Source organism: Haematobacter genomosp. 1 (assembly GCF_002196855.1).
GTDB lineage: Bacteria > Pseudomonadota > Alphaproteobacteria > Rhodobacterales > Rhodobacteraceae > Haematobacter.
Genome location: NZ_NIPW01000006.1, coordinates 20,154 through 38,820 on the forward strand (window position 1 = coordinate 20,154; position 18,667 = coordinate 38,820).

Annotated in this window: 21 protein-coding genes and 2 tRNA genes; 12 read left to right on the top strand and 11 right to left on the bottom strand. The window is 64.9% G+C overall.

Annotation, left to right across the window (positions count from 1 at the left end):
* Nucleotides 1-17: 17 nt before the first annotated feature.
* Entirely contained in the window at nt 18-800 is a 783-nt protein-coding gene (locus CDV49_RS03625; protein ID WP_088214224.1) for a succinate dehydrogenase iron-sulfur subunit, read from the top strand.
* Between the two features lie 299 nt (nt 801-1,099).
* Here the strand turns inward: CDV49_RS03625 and CDV49_RS03630 are convergent, their stop codons facing one another.
* From CDV49_RS03630 to CDV49_RS03640, 3 genes are read right to left on the bottom strand one after another with little or no spacing between them, the layout of a single operon-like run.
* Nucleotides 1,100-1,576 (bottom strand): DUF2948 family protein, encoded by a 477-nt coding sequence (locus tag CDV49_RS03630; protein WP_088214225.1) that lies wholly within the window; start codon nt 1,574-1,576, stop codon nt 1,100-1,102.
* Nucleotides 1,573-2,865, bottom strand: coding sequence for a UDP-N-acetylglucosamine 1-carboxyvinyltransferase (gene murA, locus CDV49_RS03635; RefSeq protein WP_088214226.1), 1,293 nt, complete (start codon nt 2,863-2,865; stop codon nt 1,573-1,575). The genes CDV49_RS03630 and murA overlap by 4 nt, the downstream gene beginning before the upstream one ends.
* A gap of 8 nt (nt 2,866-2,873) precedes the next feature.
* Nucleotides 2,874-3,059 carry a hypothetical protein gene (locus tag CDV49_RS03640; RefSeq protein WP_088214227.1) on the bottom strand — a complete coding sequence of 62 codons (186 nt, stop codon included), beginning with the start codon at nt 3,057-3,059 and terminating at the stop codon, nt 2,874-2,876.
* 118 nt (nt 3,060-3,177) lie between these two features.
* Here CDV49_RS03640 and CDV49_RS03645 point away from each other — a divergent pair.
* Nucleotides 3,178-3,252, top strand: a tRNA-Thr gene (locus CDV49_RS03645).
* Here CDV49_RS03645 and CDV49_RS20075 read toward each other — a convergent pair.
* The 3 genes from CDV49_RS20075 to CDV49_RS03655 form a co-directional block, all read right to left on the bottom strand.
* Nucleotides 3,242-3,424 (bottom strand): hypothetical protein, encoded by a 183-nt coding sequence (locus tag CDV49_RS20075; protein WP_143413113.1) that lies wholly within the window; start codon nt 3,422-3,424, stop codon nt 3,242-3,244. The two genes, CDV49_RS03645 and CDV49_RS20075, sit on opposite strands and share 11 nt — an antisense overlap.
* 46 nt (nt 3,425-3,470) lie before the next feature.
* Nucleotides 3,471-3,546, bottom strand: a tRNA-Ile gene (locus CDV49_RS03650).
* A 73-nt stretch (nt 3,547-3,619) separates the two neighbouring features.
* A complete protein-coding gene (locus CDV49_RS03655; protein ID WP_088214228.1) occupies nt 3,620-3,982 on the bottom strand; it encodes a hypothetical protein in 363 nt (120 codons plus the stop codon).
* A 138-nt stretch (nt 3,983-4,120) separates the two neighbouring features.
* On the opposite strand from CDV49_RS03655, the gene purM reads away from it, so the two are divergent.
* From purM to CDV49_RS03675, 4 genes are all read left to right on the top strand, one after another.
* A complete protein-coding gene (purM, locus tag CDV49_RS03660; protein ID WP_088214229.1) occupies nt 4,121-5,176 on the top strand; it encodes a phosphoribosylformylglycinamidine cyclo-ligase in 1,056 nt (351 codons plus the stop codon).
* The gene (gene purN / locus CDV49_RS03665; protein WP_088214230.1) at nt 5,173-5,781 is read left to right on the top strand and encodes a phosphoribosylglycinamide formyltransferase; all 609 of its coding nucleotides are present in this window, start codon (nt 5,173-5,175) and stop codon (nt 5,779-5,781) included. The genes purM and purN overlap by 4 nt, the downstream gene beginning before the upstream one ends.
* Before the next feature lie 94 nt (nt 5,782-5,875).
* Nucleotides 5,876-7,051, top strand: a complete 1,176-nt coding sequence (rnd, locus tag CDV49_RS03670) for a ribonuclease D (protein ID WP_256947226.1) — start codon at nt 5,876-5,878, stop codon at nt 7,049-7,051.
* A 287-nt stretch (nt 7,052-7,338) separates the two neighbouring features.
* Nucleotides 7,339-7,947, top strand: a complete 609-nt coding sequence (locus tag CDV49_RS03675) for an outer membrane protein (RefSeq protein ID WP_179209111.1) — start codon at nt 7,339-7,341, stop codon at nt 7,945-7,947.
* A 56-nt stretch (nt 7,948-8,003) separates the two neighbouring features.
* Here CDV49_RS03675 and CDV49_RS03680 read toward each other — a convergent pair whose 3' ends face one another.
* Together CDV49_RS03680 and CDV49_RS03685 are read right to left on the bottom strand one after the other, a co-directional pair.
* On the bottom strand, nt 8,004-9,074 hold the full coding sequence (locus CDV49_RS03680; protein WP_306424930.1) for a pyridoxal phosphate-dependent aminotransferase: 1,071 nt from the start codon (nt 9,072-9,074) through the stop codon (nt 8,004-8,006).
* Between the two features lie 102 nt (nt 9,075-9,176).
* Nucleotides 9,177-9,584 (bottom strand): universal stress protein, encoded by a 408-nt coding sequence (locus CDV49_RS03685; protein ID WP_035744680.1) that lies wholly within the window; start codon nt 9,582-9,584, stop codon nt 9,177-9,179.
* Nucleotides 9,585-9,710: 126 nt separating this feature from the next.
* On the opposite strand from CDV49_RS03685, the gene CDV49_RS03690 reads away from it, so the two are divergent.
* The 5 genes from CDV49_RS03690 to adhP all read left to right on the top strand — a co-directional run bounded on the left by CDV49_RS03690 (nt 9,711) and on the right by adhP (nt 15,628).
* Entirely contained in the window at nt 9,711-10,817 is a 1,107-nt protein-coding gene (locus tag CDV49_RS03690) for a Ppx/GppA phosphatase family protein (RefSeq protein ID WP_035707995.1), read from the top strand.
* Between the two features lie 11 nt (nt 10,818-10,828).
* Nucleotides 10,829-11,638: an RlmE family RNA methyltransferase gene (locus CDV49_RS03695; RefSeq protein ID WP_088214233.1), complete on the top strand. Its 810-nt coding sequence runs from the start codon at nt 10,829-10,831 to the stop codon at nt 11,636-11,638.
* 114 nt (nt 11,639-11,752) lie between these two features.
* Entirely contained in the window at nt 11,753-12,712 is a 960-nt protein-coding gene (locus CDV49_RS03700; RefSeq protein ID WP_088214234.1) for a GAF domain-containing protein, read from the top strand.
* A gap of 137 nt (nt 12,713-12,849) precedes the next feature.
* Nucleotides 12,850-14,373, top strand: a complete 1,524-nt coding sequence (adh, locus tag CDV49_RS03705) for an aldehyde dehydrogenase (protein ID WP_088214235.1) — start codon at nt 12,850-12,852, stop codon at nt 14,371-14,373.
* A gap of 229 nt (nt 14,374-14,602) precedes the next feature.
* Entirely contained in the window at nt 14,603-15,628 is a 1,026-nt protein-coding gene (gene adhP / locus CDV49_RS03710) for an alcohol dehydrogenase AdhP (RefSeq protein WP_088214236.1), read from the top strand.
* 24 nt (nt 15,629-15,652) lie between these two features.
* Here the strand turns inward: adhP and CDV49_RS03715 are convergent, their stop codons facing one another.
* The 3 genes from CDV49_RS03715 to hemB all read right to left on the bottom strand — a co-directional run bounded on the left by CDV49_RS03715 (nt 15,653) and on the right by hemB (nt 17,993).
* Entirely contained in the window at nt 15,653-16,156 is a 504-nt protein-coding gene (locus tag CDV49_RS03715) for a TIGR00645 family protein (protein ID WP_088214237.1), read from the bottom strand.
* A 78-nt stretch (nt 16,157-16,234) separates the two neighbouring features.
* A complete protein-coding gene (locus CDV49_RS03720; RefSeq protein ID WP_035744697.1) occupies nt 16,235-16,798 on the bottom strand; it encodes a lipid-binding SYLF domain-containing protein in 564 nt (187 codons plus the stop codon).
* Nucleotides 16,799-16,988: 190 nt separating this feature from the next.
* The gene (gene hemB, locus CDV49_RS03725; RefSeq protein WP_088214238.1) at nt 16,989-17,993 is read right to left on the bottom strand and encodes a porphobilinogen synthase; all 1,005 of its coding nucleotides are present in this window, start codon (nt 17,991-17,993) and stop codon (nt 16,989-16,991) included.
* Here hemB and CDV49_RS03730 point away from each other — a divergent pair.
* Nucleotides 17,992-18,642: a component of SufBCD complex gene (locus CDV49_RS03730; protein WP_179209112.1), complete on the top strand. Its 651-nt coding sequence runs from the start codon at nt 17,992-17,994 to the stop codon at nt 18,640-18,642. The genes hemB and CDV49_RS03730 overlap by 2 nt on opposite strands.
* Nucleotides 18,643-18,667 lie beyond the last annotated feature (25 nt).

The window sequence follows — 18,667 nt, forward strand, 5'->3', positions numbered from 1 at the left end:
CGACAAGGTAGGACAGCATGGTCCAGTTCACACTTCCCAAGAACTCCAAGATCCGCACCGGCAAGACCTGGCCCAAGCCGGAAGGCGCGACGAACGTCCGCAAGTTCCAGATCTACCGCTGGAACCCGGACGACGGGCTGAACCCGTCCGTCGATACCTATTACCTCGACATGGACAAGTGCGGCCCGATGGTTCTGGACGCGCTCATCAAGATCAAGAACGAGGTCGATCCGACCCTCACCTTCCGCCGGTCCTGCCGCGAGGGGATCTGCGGCTCCTGCGCGATGAACATCGGCGGGATCAACACGCTGGCCTGCATCTACGGGCTGGACGAGGTGCATGGCGAAACGGTGAAGATCTATCCGCTGCCGCACATGCTGGTGGTGAAGGACCTGATCCCAGACCTCACCCTGTTCTACGCGCAGCACGCCTCCATCATGCCGTGGCTGGAAACCAAGACCAACCGCCCGCAGAAGGAATGGCGCCAGTCCATCGAGGATCGCAAGAAGCTCGACGGGCTCTATGAATGCGTGATGTGCGCCTCCTGCTCCACCTCCTGCCCGAGCTACTGGTGGAACGGCGACAAATACCTCGGTCCGGCAGCGCTGCTCCATGCCTACCGCTGGATCATCGACAGCCGTGACGAGGCGACGGGCGAGCGTCTGGACGGGCTGGAAGATCCGTTCAAACTCTATCGCTGCCACACGATCATGAACTGCACCAAGACCTGCCCGAAGGGCCTGAACCCGGCGAAAGCGATCGCCGAGATCAAGAAGATGATGGTCGAACGCGCGATCTGATCGCAGGTGCTTCGATGAAAAAGGGCGGCGCCGTCAGGGTCGCCCTTTTTCATGGCCTTGGAGCTTGGAGCGCCTTGCCCGGCAGACCTTCCTCCGGTGTCGAAACCGGACCGTCCGCCATGTCCCTCATGCGCTTCAGCCGGATACTTCCGGCGACAAAGTCCCGCGACCGGCAGGTTTGTTACAAACGCCTCCCCGCGTCTGACCCGGAGGCGCGCTTGACCGCGGGGCCTGCTGTCGCAGCGACAACGGCCCCCAAGGCGCTCGGCAAGGCAGGAGACGCGCGGTAATACAGCCTGTCAGTCGGCGTGGCGCGGCACTGTTCGGGACGGGGCGAGATAGGGTCGCGTCACATCGCGCAGGCGCAGATTGACACATTCCACATCGATCGCGATGGCTCCGTCGCCCGCGAAGGTCAGGGTGATCCGCCCCGCGCCATCCTCGGCCGGCTCGAACGCAAGCGTGAGAAGGGACAGGACGACATCCGTGTCCCCGCGATACAGCCCCTGTGTCGCCACCCGAAGCGCATCGTCGATGATGAGGAGGCTCTGCACCCGCTCGGGCGCGTTGCGCTGCTCCGCGGTCGCTGCATCTTCCCAGCGGAAACGATTGGCCAGCAGCGCGAAGCGGCGCTGAGCAGGCTGCCAGCGCATCTCCGTCACGGGCAGAACCGAATCCTGCAACAGCGCCGAGATGACCGTTACGTCATCGCCATCCACAGCGGCAAGGTTCAGCGGCTGGCGCGGCGCGCCGTCTTCAAACCGGGCGTCGGTCATTCCGCGGCCTCGTCACGACGGAGTTCTCCGGTAATGCGTTCGATACGGGCCCCGCAGGCGCGCAGTTTTTCTTCCACCCGCTCATACCCCCTGTCGAGATGATAGACCCGGCTGACCACCGTCTCCCCTTCCGCTCCGAGAGCGGCAAGGATCAGCGAGACGGAGGCGCGCAGATCGGTCGCCATCACCGGGGCGCCGCGCAGACGCTCGACCCCTGTAACCGTGGCGGTACCGCCATGGACGGAAATGCGCGCGCCCATCCGTGAAAGCTCGGGGGCATGCATGAACCGGTTCTCAAAGATCCGTTCCTCAAGCACGCTCGTTCCCTCGGCCGTGCAGAGGAGAGCCATCATCTGGGCCTGAAGGTCCGTCGGGAAACCGGGGAAGGGTTCTGTCGTGACATCCACGGCGCGGGCGCGGCCGTTCCTGCGAGACACCTTCAAACCGCGCTGGGTTTCCTGCACCTCGATCCCCGCCGCGTCCAGCTTCTCCGCGAAGGAGGCGACGAGGTCGAGCCGCCCGCCGATCAGTTCTACCGTGCCGCCGGTAATCGCCGGCGCGAGCATATAGGTGCCGAGTTCGATCCGGTCCGTCACCACGGGATGGGTCGCGCCCGAGAGGCGGTCCACACCCTCTATCGTCAGGGTCGATGTGCCCTCGCCCTCGATCCGTGCGCCCATGCGCCGCAGGCAATGGACGAGATCGACGATCTCCGGCTCGCGTGCCGCATTGGTGATGACTGTCGTGCCGCGCGCCAGGGTCGCCGCCAGCAGCGCATTCTCCGTAGCGCCCACGGAGACGAGCGGAAAATCTATCCGTGCGCCCTTCAGCCCGTTCCGTGCCTCGGCATGGACATAGCCGTCCCTCAGGTCGAGGCTCGCCCCAAGGGCCTCCAGTGCCTTCAGATGCAGATCGACAGGCCGCGCCCCGATCGCGCAGCCGCCTGGAAGGGACACAACGGCCTGCCCATACCTCGCCACCAGCGGCCCGAGCACGAGAATGGAGGCGCGCATCTTGCGCACGATCTCATAATCCGCGGTGAGGTTGGTGATGTCGTGGGAGGAGAGCGCCAGAACCTGCCCGCCCTGCAACTGGGTCACTTCCGCGCCCAGCGATTGCAGCAGCGTCGTCATCGTGTGTATGTCCGAGAGCCGCGGCGCATTGGTGAGCGTCAGCGGCTCATCCGACAGCAGCGTCGCCGGCATCAGCGTAAGACAAGCGTTCTTAGCCCCCGCGATCGGGATGGCGCCGTTCAGCGGTGTCCCGCCAGTGATCAGGATCGAATCCATTGCTCGCCTCATTCCTGCCGGTCTGTGCCGGTTTGGTCGCTGTCCGCGTCCTGCGGGTTTTCCGTTTCCGACACAGCGCGCGCGCGGGCCTGCGCCTTGCGCCGGGCAAGGTTCGCCCTGAGCGCCGCGCGCAACCGCTCCTCGCGTTCCGTAGCGGCTTTGCCACCGCTTTTGCCACTGTTTTGCCGGGTCATGTGCCGTCTCTATCGCAGGCGTCGCAATCCGTCCAGTTTGGCCTTGCACCCCTGCGGATTTCCGACTAATCAGCCGGCGTTCACTCCGGGAAGCACAATATCCCACCCGGACCGGTTTGCTGTGGTAGCTCAGTGGTAGAGCACTCCCTTGGTAAGGGAGAGGTCGAGAGTTCAATCCTCTCTCACAGCACCATTAAATTTACCTGAATTTTCATAGCGATCTTGAACCTCAGCGCAGGGCTGATGCGGCCGATGCCGGCGCTATCCCGCTCCTGCAAAATCATGGCCGTGGTCGAGCGGGTGGCAGGTTCTTTTTGCTCAGGCCATGACAGGTGGACTTTTGGCAGGGCGGCGGGAAGCGACATGTGACCGACAGGTCTGGTGACCAAGGATCGCAGGGACTGGAGCGGGTGGTAGGCCCGGAGGGACTCGAACCCCCAACCAAGGCGTTATGAGCGCCCTGCTCTAACCATTGAGCTACAGGCCCGCCACGCTCTGCCTAGGTGGCGGGCCCGTCCGGGTCAAGGGGGAAGGAGGGCTCCTGCGCGCCCTCCACCAGTTCATTGCACGACGATGTTGCGGAAGTTGTCGCTGGCGGAACTGTCGATCACCGCCTTGGAAATGGTCAGCACGATCGAATCCGGTCCAATCATTTCCACACCGTTGGTGACACGGAAGCTCGAGCCGTCTTCCCCATAGACCACGATGAAAGGAAGCTTGCCGTCCACCGCCTCGGGGGAATAGGTCACGCGACCGACCGGAATTCCTTCCTTTGAAAGAACCGGCCAACCCGCGTAGGGGCCGGGGGCCGCGCTGTCGGCGGCGGAAACGGCATTCTGGCTTGTGCCCTGCGCGAAGGCGGCACCACTCAGGCCGAGCGCCAGCAGGGCGCCAAAAACTGCGGATTTTCCATTCAGGATCATCTTATCCTCCGAAAAAAGTTGCTGCCGACAAACCCGCCCGGATGCTTCCCGGTTCCCGCAACCATCAACTGAGCCGAAAGCGTTGTGGAAAGCCCGCGTATCGTCTATCGGTCGCGCGGACGAATCTCGGAGGCGCAGATGACCACAGACCCGCAGAAGCGGAACGGTCTCACCTATGCTGAGGCAGGCGTGGATATCGCCGCTGGAAACGCGCTCGTCGAGCGGATCAAGCCCGCGGCGAAACGCACCAACAGGCCCGGCACCGTGGCGGGGCTGGGCGGGTTCGGCGCGCTGTTCGACCTGAAGGGCGCGGGCTACAGCGACCCCATTCTGGTCGCGGCGACGGATGGCGTGGGCACCAAGCTTCGCATCGCCATCGACACGGGCCGGGTGGATACCATCGGTATCGACCTCGTCGCCATGTGCGTGAACGACCTCGTCTGCCAGGGGGCGGAACCGTTGTTCTTCCTCGACTATTTCGCGACAGGAAAGCTGGAGCTGGACGCTGCGACCCGCATCATCGAAGGCATCGCCGAGGGCTGTGCCGCCTCCGGTTGTGCGCTGATCGGCGGAGAGACGGCGGAGATGCCGGGCATGTATCACGGCGGCGACTTTGATCTTGCCGGTTTCGCCGTGGGAGCGATGGAGCGGGGCGATGACCTGCCGCAGGGGGTGAGGGAGGGCGATGTCCTGCTCGGTCTCGCCTCCTCGGGCGTGCATTCGAACGGCTACTCGCTGGTCCGCCGGGTGGTGGAGATGTCCGGGCTGGGCTGGGATGCGCCGTCGCCGTTTGGCGAGGGCACGCTTGGGGATGCGTTGCTGACCCCGACGCGTCTCTATGTGAAGCAGGTTCTTGCTGCGCGGAAGGCGGGCGGTCTTCATGCCGCGGCGCATATCACCGGCGGCGGCATCACGGAAAACCTGCCCCGCGTGCTTCCCGAAGGTCTGGGCGCGGAGATCGATCTTGCCGCATGGACGCTGCCGCCGGTGTTCCGCTGGCTGTCGGACGTGTCCGGTATGGAGCGGGAGGAGCTTCTGCGCACCTTCAACAGCGGCATCGGCATGATCCTCGCCGTGGCCGCCGACCGGGCGGAGGCATTGACCGCGTTGCTGGAGGGAGAGGGCGAAGCCGTCTTCCGTCTCGGCACGGTCACCGCGGGCGAGGGCGTGAGCTACCGGGGCGCGCTGGCGTGAAACGGGTCGCGATCCTCGTCTCTGGCGGGGGGTCCAACATGGTGGCCCTTGTGCGCAGCATGACGGGGGATCACCCGGCGCGGCCCGTGCTGGTCGCGTCCAACGATCCGGGAGCACAGGGACTGCTGCGTGCGGCGGAGCTTGGCGTGCCCACGGCTGCCGTGGATCACCGGCCTTTCAAGGGAGATCGGTCGGCGTTCGAGGCGGAACTCCTCCGGCCTCTTCTCGCGACGGAGCCGGATATCCTGTGCCTTGCAGGTTTCATGCGGGTGCTGACGCCTGACTTCGTGGCGCGGTTCGAGGGGAGGATGCTCAACATCCATCCCTCGCTCCTGCCGAAGTATCCCGGCCTCCACACCCATGCGCGCGCCATTGCGGCGGGAGATCAGGAAGCAGGTTGCACCGTTCATGAAGTGACGGCTGTGCTGGATAACGGCCCGATACTTGGTCAGGCGCGCGTTCCCGTTCTGCCGGGCGATACGCCGGAGGCGCTGGCGGGCCGTGTCCTCGGTCAGGAGCATATTCTCTACCCGGCGGTGCTGCGGCGTTATGCGGCGGGCGACCGCTCTCCGATAATGCTGGCGGAGACGTCGGAAAGGCTCTGACCGCCGTCGCCCAAGCATAAATCTTTCCGGGACTTTTCTTTCCGCCGGCTTTTCCCTATGACGGGACAGTCAAATTTTCGCGATGGCAGAGTCCTTGCCCGAAACCACTGTAAAGACACTCACCACTTCCGAAGAACTGGCCGCTTTCTGCGACCGGGCGAAGGGGCAACCCTATATCGCCATCGATACGGAATTCCTGCGTGAGCGAACGTATTATTCGAAGCTCTGCCTCGTCCAGCTGGCGCTGCCCGGAAAGACCGGGGAGGCGGTGCTGGTAGACCCCATCGCGGGCGAAGTGTCGATGGAGCCGCTTTACGACCTTTTCCGTGACGAGAGCATCGTGAAGGTGTTTCACGCCGCGCGGCAGGATTTGGAGATATTCTTCGTTCAGGGCAATGTTCTGCCGAAACCCCTGTTCGATACCCAGGTCGCTGCGATGGTCTGCGGTTTCGGCGAGCAGGTCGCCTACGAGACGCTGGTGCGCAAGATCGCGCATGAGTCGCTCGACAAGACCTCCCGCTTCACCGACTGGTCCCGCCGCCCGCTGACGCCTGCGCAGAAGACCTATGCGATCGCGGATGTGACCCACCTCCGGGTCATTTACGAGGTGCTGGCGCAGCAGCTTGCCGATACCGGCCGGCAGAAATGGGTGGAGGAGGAGATCGCCGTTCTTCTTGACCCCGAAACCTATGTCGTACGGCCGGAGGAGGCTTGGCACCGGGTCAAGACGCGAACGAATTCGGGCCGTTTCCTTGCTGTCGTGCGCGAGCTTGCGCGATTCCGGGAGGAATATGCTCAGGGCCACAATGTTCCCAGATCGCGTGTTTACAAGGATGACGCGCTTCTGGAACTCGCCTCCACCAAACCGACGACTGCCGAAGAACTGGGCCGCTCCCGCCTGCTGCAGCGCGAAGCGCGGCGGGGCGAGGTGGCGGAGGGAATTCTGGCTTCGGTGCGTCAGGGGCTGACGCGAAAGCCCGAAGACCTTCCGCATGTCGAGGAGAGCCGGGAGCAGCTCAACGTCAATCCGGCGCTGGCCGATCTGCTTCGGGTTCTGGTGAAGGCCAAGGCAGAGGATGCCGGCGTCGCGCAGAAGCTCATTGCCACCGCGGCCGATCTCGATGCGATTGCGGCCGGGCGTCGCGATGTGCCGGCACTCAAGGGTTGGCGAAATGAAGTCTTCGGCGAAGATGCCCTTCGGCTATGCCGTGGAGAAATCGCGCTGACGGCTCGCGGCCAGAATGTCAGGGTAATTTCCTTGAAAGAGTGACGTCTTGCGCAAGATTTATTACGGTACGTCATTATAATTTCATGGAACTGTGACACATATACATCGGCCTGTCGCAGTTTATTACGAAAATCGGCAAAAGTGAGCGATTCTGGGCCAAAAACGGCCAAATAAACGTTTAGAAATCCGTCGCTTCATAGAAAATACTCACGCTCGCGTGAGCCCCCCTTTGAAACCGCTTTCTGCGGCGATAGATGGCACGGCAACGATCGGACATAAACCCGGTCGGACGCCGCCTCAGCGCGGTTCGAGGAGATGGAGTATATCTTATGAAAAAACTTGCTCTTGCAGCTCTGGTTAGCGCCGTCGCCGCCCCGGCGGCCTTCGCTGGCAACATGGTCGCCCCGGTTATCGAGCCGGCGCCGGCTCCCGTCACCTATGTGGCCCCCATTGCTTCCCCGTGGACCGGCTTCTACGGCGGTGCTCAGGTTGGCTACGGTGATTTCTCGGCCGGTCGCGGCTGGGGTGACTCCGACGGCGCGGTCTACGGTCTGCACGCCGGTTACAACTACGGCTTCACCAATGGCTGGGTCGTCGGCGGTGAACTCACCTATGACTTCTCCGACGTGAGCGGCACCAATGCCGACCGGAGCAGCATCGACCAGGGCGACAGCTATGCTGCCAAACTGAAAGTCGGTTACGCTCCCGCCAACTGGCTGTTCTACGGCACCGCCGGCTGGTCGCGCACTGAGTTCACGGTCGGCCGTGACGACTACAAGGACAACGGCTGGGTCGCCGGTGTGGGCGCGGACTACCTCTACGACACCAACTGGGTCGTCGGCGTGGAAGCTCTCTACCACGACTACAGCGACTTCGACGGCAGCCGCGTTGATATCGACGGCTACACGCTGAAAGCGAAGCTGTCCTACAAGTTCTGATCCTGACGGGTCGAACGGAAAAGGCGGGCTTTGTGCCCGCCTTTTTTATTGCCGGTTCACGCAGCGATACGCGCGGCAAACGTCAGAAGCCGCCCGAGGGCCTCCTCGAAAGCCGGGTCGGGAATCGTCATCGCCACCCGCAGATGCCCCGCCGCCGCCGCACCGAAGCTCTCCCCCGGCATGACGGCGATGCGCTCCTCGTCCAGAAGCCGCCCGGCAAAGTCGTTGCCCGAAAGCCCGGTCGCGCGGATGTCCAGCATCAGATACATCGCACCTGAGGAGGGGACGAGCCGCACTACGCTCTGACCCGCGATGAGGTGCGTGGCGATGTCCCTGCGTCTGCGGAACGGCTCCGCGATCCGCGATTCGAATTCCGGCCCGAGGCGCAGCGCGTGAAGCGCCGCATCCTGCACGAAGGGGGCAACGCCATAGGTCGTGTTGGTGGCGAGAACTGCCAGCGCCTCGATCACCTCCGGCTCTGCCACCACCCAACCCAGCCGCGAGCCGGTCATCGCATGGCTTTTCGACATGGAGCCGACCACCAGCACCCGCTCCCGAATCGCGGCAAGCGCGCGGGGCGAGAGATGCTCGCCCTCCCAGATCTGGGTGTCATAGACCTCGTCCGAGATCAGCCACAGATCGGCATCCGTGACCGCCTGCGCGATTCCTTCCAGCGTGGGCCGGTCATAGACGACACCGGTCGGGTTGTTCGGCGTGTTGATGAGCAGCGTCCTTGCGCCATCCGCCCGCGCAAGGATGTCCTCCGCTTTCGGCTGAAAGGCGTCGCTGGAGCGGGTCGGGACCGCCACCGGAACACCGCCTGCCGCCCGGATCGTGCCGGGGTAGGTGGCATAATAGGGATCGGCGTGCAACGCGCGATCCCCCTTGTCGAGCAGTGCCATATGCGCGGCAAAGAGCGCGGCCTGCCCGCCCGGCGTGATGATGACGTTCTCCGGCCCGGTCGGAACGCCCGTCCGCGCGGCGACCCGCGCCGCCACTTCCGCCCGCAGCTCGGGATTGCCCGGACCGAAGGCGTAGCCGGTGTTTCCGGCGCGCGTGCTCTGGTGCATCGCCTCCAGAATCACCGGGTCGGTCTTGGTGTCATGCTCTCCGATGGTGAGCGACAACACCCGCTCCCCGCGCGAGCAGCTCCCGTGTGCGGTAGTAGATCTCCCAGCCGTCGGCACCGGCGGCGGTGATCGCCTCAATCCTTGGGGAAATCCTCATGGTCAGCGGCTGACAAGCACCGAGCATTGTGCATGGCGGACGACGCGTGCCGCGGTCGAGCCGATGAAGTAGGTGCTGAACCCCGGCTTGTGGGATGCGATCATGATGAGGTCGGAGCCATGTTCCTCCGCCGCGGCCATGATCTCTGCCGCCGCGCCGCCCACGCGGATCTCCGGCACGACGCCTTCGTAGCCCGCAAGCAGGTCGTGCATGTCCTTCTCGGCGCGGCCGCTCTGGTTCATGAACAGATCGGGCGGGATTTCGGCCGTGACATAGGCGGGAATCGGCTCGACCACGTTCACCGCACGGATGGTGCCGCCGGGTTCCAGAAGCTGTTTCGCCCGGTCCAGCAGCGCCTTTGCGGCATCTCCGTGATCGAGGGCAATGGCGACGAGAATGGATTTATACATGTCTTCCTCCAACAGGATGACGGGATGCTAGCAGCGCCCCGGCGGACCCGCTAGCGGAAGCTCGTGCTTGCGGAGGGGGCTGCCAGTGATTAGCTTGGACGCAACACGTTACCCGGAGGGCGTAAAATGACGCCCATGCGTCCACAGGCTGCGGGCGCGATCCCTGTAGAGGTCGAACCGACCGCCGCCAAGACCCCCGAGACGGGCGAGCTTTATGCCGCGCTCGACCTTGGAACCAACAGCTGTCGGATGCTGGTGGCCGAACCGCGCGGCAACCAGTTCCATGTCATCGACAGCTTTTCGAAAGCGGTTCAGCTGGGCATGGGGCTTGAAGCCTCCGGCCGGTTGTCGCGTGCCTCGATGGCGCGCACCGTTCAGGCGATGCGCATCTGTCAGCGCAAGCTGGAGACGCACCGCGTCCGCAAGATGCGGCTGGTCGCGACCGAGGCTTGCCGGCGTGCCCGCAACGGGCGGGAACTTCTGCGGCAGATCCGGGCGGAAACGGGTCTCAGCCTCGAAATAATCCCGCCGGAGGAGGAGGCGCGGCTTGCCGTCATCTCCTGCGCGCCGCTCGTGTCACACCGGACGGAGCAGTTGCTGGTCGTGGATATCGGCGGCGGCTCGACGGAGCTTGTCTGGATCGACCTGTCGCAGGTGCCGCGGGCGGACAGGCCCGCCGCCATCATGCGGCTTCACCGGGGCTTCAATGCGCCGCAGCGCGGTCCGGCGGCCAAGGTGGTGGACTGGATTTCCGTGCCGCTCGGCGTGGCGACGCTCCGCGACCAGTTCGAGGATGTGGAAGACGATGCTGCCCGCTTCGCCTTGATGAGCTGGCATTTCGAGGAGAACCTGGCGAGCTTTTCTCCCTATAACGCGGAAAATCCGCGCGCGGGGTTCCAGATCATCGGCACGTCCGGGACGGTCACGACGGTTGCCGCTTCTTTCCTTGGACTGCGCCGGTATGACAGGAACAAGGTCGATGGGCTGAGGATGACCTCTGCCCAGATCGATTCGGTTATTCGCAACTACCTGACGCTCGGCCCCGAGGGGCGGCGGGCGGATCCGCGCATCGGGCGCGACCGCCACGCGCTCATCATGTCCGGCTCCGCCATCCTGCAGGCGCTGATGCGCGTCTGGCCGACGGACAGGCTGTCCGTCGCGGATCGCGGTCTGAGGGAGGGGTTGCTCTACGCCCAGATGTCGGCCGACGGCGTGCTGACGGACGGCTTCTGACGAGGAAGAACATGACGACGGAAAAGGGAACATCCGGCCGCGGCCAGCGCGAGCTTCGCGTTCGGGTCAAGACCGCCAAGGGGCGCAAGCTCTCCTCCACTCTCTGGCTGGAGCGGCAGTTGAACGACCCCTACGTGCAGCGCGCCCGGCGGGAAGGCTACCGCGGGCGCGCAGCGTTCAAGATTCTGGAGCTGGACGACAAGTTCCACTTCCTCGTGCCCGGTGCGCGGGTGGTGGACCTCGGCTGTGCGCCAGGCGGGTGGAGCCAGGTAGCGGTGACGCGGGTAAACGCGCTCGGCGATCGCGGGGGGAAGAAGCAGGGCACCGTCCTCGGCGTCGATCTGCAGGAGGTGGAACCCATTGCGGGGGCGGAGTTGCACCAGCTCGACTTCCTTTCCGATGGGGCGGACGATGTGGTGCGGAGCTGGCTCGGGGGCAAGGCGGATGTGGTCATGTCGGATATGGCGGCAGCCTCGTCTGGGCACAAGCAGACCGATCACCTGCGCATCATGGCGCTCTGCGAGGCCGCGGCCTATTTCGCCTTCGACGTGCTGGAGGAGGGCGGCACCTTCGTCGCCAAGGTTCTGGCTGGCGGGGCGGAGGCGGAATTGCAGCAATTGCTGAAGCAGAACTTCCGCAAGGTCGCCCATGTGAAGCCGCCGGCCAGCCGGTCGGACAGTTCGGAGAAGTTTGTCGTGGCGACGGGCTTCCGCGGCGCTTCACGGCGCACGGACGAGACTGGTACGGACGAGACTGGCACGGCGGAAAGGGACGTAGCGGAGAGGGACGTGACGGAGAGGGACACGGCGGGGGACGAGTAACCCCGGTCGGGACGAGCGCCTCCCGTTCACGTTTCGGTTGACGACAAGTTTATTGCTACATGGTCCCGACTGAGCCATCCTCCCTTGTGGAGACAGGACAGAGTGGAGGCTGGAATGTTCTCGCAATTCGAGAGGGGACATGTGGAGAACGTGATGGCGGTCGCCGCATCGGGCGAAGCCGCGCGATCTCCGGTTGCGGCTTCCTGGCGCCGCTCCCTCGTTCATCACAAGCTGGACCCGGCGGAAAGTCATGCTGTGGGCCGTCTGGAAAACGCGGCGCTCCGTTACCGGAGGGAGCGGGTCGGCCCGCTCCTGCGGATCGCCGCACCCGTGCTGGACCGTCTGGCGGGGGCCGCGCTCGATGCGGGCTGCGCCGTGTTGCTGACAGATGGCGACGGGCTGGTGATCGACGATCGAACCCGCAGTTCGGATCAGGCGTGGTTCTCCGGCGCAGGTCTCGTCGCTGGCGCCAACTGGAGCGAGTCGGAGGAGGGGACCAACGGGATCGGCACCTGCCTTGCGGAGCGCCGCCCCGTCATAATCCATCGCGCCCAGCATTTCCGCGCGACCCATACGCAGCTTTCCTGCATGGGCGCGCCCGTCTTCGGCCCGGAGGGGCAGCTTACCGCTGTGATCGACGTATCCTCCGTCCGGGGGGACCTGACGGAGGGCCATGCGCGGCTCGTCTCGCTGGCCGTCGTCGATGCCGCGCGACGGATAGAGCGCGAACTGTTCCGGGCAGCTTTCGTCACCGCCCGGATCCTGACGCTGGAGGGGCGTGACACCACCGGCCCGATCCTGTTCGCGGTTGATCGGGATGACCTGATCCTGGGTGCGACGCGCGCGGCACGGCGGAGCTTCGGCCTGACGGAGGAGGACATCCTTGCCCGGCGCCCCGCCAGCGACATTCTGGGGGAGGACAGCCCTGGCGGACTGGATGAGGCGGCCCGGTCGGAGATGCTGCGGGCATTGCACCGCGCCGGGGGCAATGTCTCTGCCGCAGCGCGGGAACTGGGTATCGGACGGGCGACCTTCTATCGCAAGATGAAGCAATTCGGCGTGCAGGTTTCCTGAGGACTTCGCCGCGCAACTGTATCGCGGGTGAGACAGTTGCAGGCGCAGCATGGCACGGCGGGGGCTTCATCGCGCATCCGAATGTCTAAACTCTCCTTTAGACGGCCCGAGGAGGGGCCGACGAACAGGAGGAAATCATGGCAGACACCCAGACCCATTCGGAGCAGCATCACAAGTCTCCGTTCAAGAAGCGCTATGAAAACTACATCGGTGGAGAGTGGGTCGCGCCGAAGTCGGGCCGCTACATGGAGAATATCTCGCCGATGACCGGCAAGGTCGTCTGCGAAGTTGCCCGGTCGGACGGCAAGGATATCGAAGCTGCCCTCGACGCCGCGCACAAGGCGAAGGATGCCTGGGGCCGCACCTCGCCCACCGAACGCTCCAACATCCTGCTGAAGATCGCCGACCGGATCGAGCAGAACCTTGAGACCATCGCCACGGCCGAGACCTGGGACAACGGCAAGCCGCTGCGCGAGACGATGGCTGCGGATATTCCGCTGACGGCGGATCACTTCCGCTATTTCGCGGGCTGCATCCGGGCGCAGGAAGGCACGATCTCCCAGATCGACAATGATACGGTCGCCTACCACTTCCACGAGCCGCTGGGCGTTGTCGGCCAGATCATCCCGTGGAACTTCCCGATCCTGATGGGTGCATGGAAGCTTGCCCCCGCGCTGGCCGCCGGGAACTGCGTGGTGCTGAAGCCGGCAGAGCAGACGCCGGCCTCCATCATGGTGCTGTTCGAGATCATCGGCGATCTGCTGCCTCCGGGCGTGGTCAACATCGTCAACGGGCTGGGGACGGAGGCGGGCAAGCCGCTCGCGGAAAACCCGCGCATCGCCAAGATCGCCTTCACCGGCTCCACCGAGGTCGGCAAGCTCATCATGGGCTATGCCGCGCAGAACGTGACCAACATCACGCTGGAGCTGGGGGGCAAGTCGCCCAACATCTTCTTTGCCGACGTAATGGACGAGGACGATGGTTTTCTTGACAAGGCGCTGGAGGGCTTTGCCTTCTTTGCGCTGAACCAGGGGGAGGTCTGCACCTGTCCGTCGCGCGCGCTGGTGCACGAGTCCATCTACGACCGCTTCATGGAGAAGGCGCTGAAGCGTGTTCAGGCGATCACGCAGGACGACCCGTTGAACCCCTCCACCATGATCGGGGCGCAGGCTTCGGCCGAGCAGTACGAGAAGATCATGGGCTATCTCGACATCGGCAAGCGCGAGGGCGCGAAGGTGCTGACGGGGGGCGACGCGGCCAAGCTCGGCGGTGATCTGTCCAGCGGCTACTACATCCAGCCGACGGTCTTTGAGGGCAACAACAAGATGCGGGTCTTCCAGGAGGAGATCTTCGGGCCCGTCGTGTCCGTCACCACGTTCAAGACCGCGGATGAGGCGATCGAGATCGCCAACGACACGGTCTATGGTCTGGGCGCGGGCGTATGGAGCCGCGACGGGAACACCGCCTATCGCATGGGGCGCGCGATCCAGGCGGGCAGGGTGTGGACAAACTGCTACCACGTCTATCCGGCGGGCGCGGCCTTTGGCGGCTACAAGCAGTCCGGCATCGGGCGCGAAACGCACAAGATGATGCTCGACCATTATCAGGAAACCAAGAACATGCTGGTGAGCTACAGCGCCAGCAAGCTCGGCTTCTTCTGATCCCCTCGGGGCTTCCGGCGCGGCCGGGAGCCTGTTCCTCCATTCGGCGCGGACCGGCTTGGCCCGCTGCCGCAAGAGGGTTCCGGTCCGGGTGCCTTCCCCTCCACACCTTGATCGGCGCTGCGGACGGGCCGCCTTCCATGCGCGCCCGTCCGCCCCCCATTTCCCAACCTGAGACGCCTCCGCGTCCCCCACGGCGTGGAGGTTTTTCATTGCCAAAGGAGACGTCATGCAGAAGACCATGAAAGCCGCCGTCGTGCGGGAGTTCGGCAAGCCGCTCGTCATCGAGGAAGCAAAGGTGCCGGACGTGGCGCCGGGCACCGTGCTCGTCAAGATAGAGGCCTGCGGCGTCTGCCATACCGATCTCCACGCCGCGCATGGCGACTGGCCGGTGAAACCCAAGCCGCCGTTCATCCCAGGGCATGAGGGCGTCGGTCACGTGGTTGGCGTCGGCAAGGGCGTGACGGCCGTGAAGGAGGGGGACCGGGTGGGCGTGCCGTGGCTCTACACCGCCTGCGGTCATTGCGAGCACTGTCTGGGCGGCTGGGAGACGCTGTGCGAGTTGCAGCAGAACACCGGTTACTCCGTGAACGGCGGCTTTGCGGAATATGTGCTGGCCGATCCGAACTATCTTGGCCATCTGCCGAAGGAGGTGGGCTTCGTGGAGATCGCGCCCGTGCTCTGCGCCGGGGTGACCGTCTATAAGGGCCTGAAGATGACGGACACGCGCCCGGGCGAATGGGTGGTGATCTCCGGCATCGGCGGGCTGGGCCATATGGCTGTGCAATATGCCAAGGCGATGGGGCTGCATGTCGCCGCCGTCGATATCGACGACTCCAAGCTGAAACTCGCCCGCGAACTGGGGGCGGAGGTGACGGTCAACGCAAAGACCACCGATCCCGTGGCCACCATCAAGAAGGAAATCGGCGGCGCGCATGGCGTTCTGGTGACGGCCGTGTCGCCCAAGGCGTTCGAGCAGGCGCTGAAATTCGCGCGCCGGGGCGGCACCATCGCGCTGAACGGCCTGCCGCCGGGGGATTTCCCGCTGCCGATCTTCGACATGGTGCTGGAGGGGATCACCGTACGCGGCTCGATCGTAGGCACCCGGCTCGATCTGGCGGAGTCGCTGGATTTCGCGGGGCGCGGGCTTGTGCACGCCCATACCTCCACCGCGAAGCTGGAAGAGGTGAACGACGTCTTTTCCCGGATGGAAAAGGGGCAGATCGACGGCCGCGTGGTGCTCGACTTCGCGTGAGGGGGAGGGGGCCGGCAGGCCCCTTCACTTCTTCGGCTTGGCCTTTACGGTGATCCAGTCCATCAGCGCCAGCAGAACGCCGGAAATCACGAAGACGAGGTGGATGATGACCATCCAGCGGATCTGCTCGGGCGAGGTCGAGGTGACATCCATGAACACCTTGAGCAGATGGATGCCGGAGATCGCCACGATGGAGGCTATGAGCTTCAGCTTGAGGCCAGAGAAATCGACCGTCCCCTGCCATTCGGGGCGGTCCTCATGTCCGTCCATGTTCATCTTGGAGACGAAGTTCTCGTAGCCCGAGAAGATCACGATCAGGACGAGGTTCCCGGCCAGCGTCAGGTCTATCAGCGCCAGCGTCCCGAGGATCACGTCATACTGCGTGATATGGCCGATATCCGAGAACAGGTGGATGAGTTCCTTCACGAACCCCCACAGGAGCAGCAGCAGGGCACCGACCAGACCGATATACATCGGCGCCATCAGCCAGCGGCTGGCGAACAGACCGCGTTCGATAAGCTTTTCCATGCCTCACGGGCCTCCGGGTTGGGACTGGCTCCTGTCCGATGCCCGAGCCGCCCCGTCGCCGTCAAGAGATCCGAAGGGTCAGGGGATGATGCGGGTGTATTTCGTGCCCGCGAGGGTCGCGCCGACCAGCAGCCCCGCCTGTCCGAAGACCAGCGCGATGACCGGCGCCAGCGCCGTTGTCGTGTCGAGACCGAGGTTGCCGCCCTGATCGAAAACCGCGTATTTGAGGTCCGCGCCCGCGGCCCAGCCCTCTCCCGCGCGGAACTGGCCGAGCGACTGCTCCGTCATGAAGAACAGGGCGTGGGCATATTGCTGTGCGCCGATCTGCAACCCGGCCGACACCTTGGTGGCGGAGTAGTAGTCCACCGTCACGTCGTTGATGCGAAGCGCGCCCTGACCGTAGGCACCGCCGAAGCCGAAGCCCGCCTCTGTCATCAGGGGGATGTAGAGCACACCTTGCGCCTTGGCGGCGAGATCGACCGTGCCGGGATAGCGGCTGAACAGGAAGTCGCGTGTCGCGTCCACGCGGGCATCGATGCGTTGGGCATTGGCCGTGCCCACCCCGTTCCCGCAGGCCGCCGTGAGGCCAAGCGCCGCGCCGCCCGTCGCGATGAAGAAGCCCCTGCGGGAAATCTGGACCATCTGCTGCCCCTTTCGAGAACCGTTGACCGGCGTTGGTTGTCTCGGCCCGCCGCAAATGCGGCGCTCCGGTTGGGCCGGAAGGCTATCCTGCGAGACAGGGCTTGTCACCCCTGCCGCCGCATCGGCCGCGATCGGGAGGAATCACAACCCCGTCAGGCGGCAGGATTGCCCGGTTGCGCCCCTTCCCCGGTCAGAAGCTCGGGGCAAGCAGGCGCGCGACGCGCGGGGCGAAATAGGTCAGGATGCCGTGGCAACCCGCGCGCTTGAAGGCCATCAGGCTCTCCACCATCACCTTGTCGCCGTCCAGCCAGCCGTTGCGGATCGCGCCCTCCAGCATCGCGTATTCGCCCGACACCTGATAGGCGAAGGTCGGCACGCCGAAACGGTCGCGGACGCGGCGGCAGATATCGAGATAGGGCATCCCCGGCTTCACCATCACCATGTCCGCGCCCTCCGCCAGGTCGCGTTCGACAAGGCGGAGGGCCTCCTCCGCATTGGCGGGGTTCATCTGGTAGGTCTTCTTGTCGCCCACCAGCCGCCCCGAGGCGCCCACCGCATCGCGGAACGGGCCATAGAAGGCCGAGGCGTATTTCGCGGAATAGGACAGGATCGCCACGTCCTGATGGCCCGCGGTCTCCAGCGCCGCCCGCATCGCCCCGATCCGGCCATCCATCATGTCGGAAGGGCCGAGGATATCCGCCCCGGCATCCGCCTGCGCCAGCGCCATCTTCACCAGCGCCTCGACCGTCTCGTCGTTGACGATGATACCGTCCTTCACGAAGCCATCGTGCCCGTTGGCATTGTAGGGGTCGAGCGCGATATCCGTCATGATGGCGATTTCCGGCACCTCCGCCTTGATCGCCCGGATCGCGCGGTTGACGAGGTTCTCGTCGCTCCACGCTTCCTCGCAGGTTTCCGTGCGGCGATCGGCATCGGTGTAGGGAAAGAGGCACAGCGCCGGGATGCCGAGCGTTGCCGCCTCCTCCGCCGCCCGCACGGCGCGGTCGATGGAGAGCCGCTCCACCCCCGGCATGGAGGCGATGGGCTCCGCCACGTCGTAGCCGTCACGCAAAAAGATCGGCCAGATCAGGTCGCCGACCGCGAGCGTATTCTCCTGCGCCAGAGACCGGATCTGCGCGGAGCGCCGAAGCCGGCGCAGGCGCGTGGCGGGATAGGCGGCGAGGGTGGCTGGCATGACGGCTCTCCTTCTGGCTGCGCCTTGCCTGCCACGGAGAACCGTCCATCTCAAGGGTAGGATTCGCGGCAACGCAGCGATACGGTGCGGCAACAGGCGAGAGGCGAGACCAAGCGACGTGCTGAACTGGTATTCCATGCTGGCCGGACTGATAGACGTCCGGTCGTTCTCCAGCCTGTGGTTCTGGGTGATGCTCGCCGTGATGTGGTTTCTCCTCGGGCAGCGGGTGGCCGGGGTGCCGGTGGATGTCATCGCTGCCGCCCATGCCGACCGGCCGGGCAGCATGGCGGAGCTGGAGGAGGCCTCGCGGCTCTCCGCCCTGCGGCTTGTGCGGCGCCATGCGGCCCTCGGGCTGCTGACCGTCGCGACCGCGTTCTTCCTGCTTTCCTCGCTGCTGATCGCGGGCTGGGGCTACGGGATCGAGCTGGGGCAGGCCTTGTTCCTGCTCATCCTGCCGCTGACGCTGGTGCGCGGGCTGGACCTTTGGACGGCGCAGCAAATCCTGTCTCGCGGGCTGGCGGGGGAGAATCTGCGCTCCGCCTTGTTCTGGCAGCGCTTCCGCGTCCAGTGCTTCGGGATCGTGTTCATTCTTGCCACGGCGCTCTGGGGAATGTGGCGGAACCTGACGGTCTCGGCCCTTGGCAGTTGACTTCGCCGCATGCGTGATTACCTCA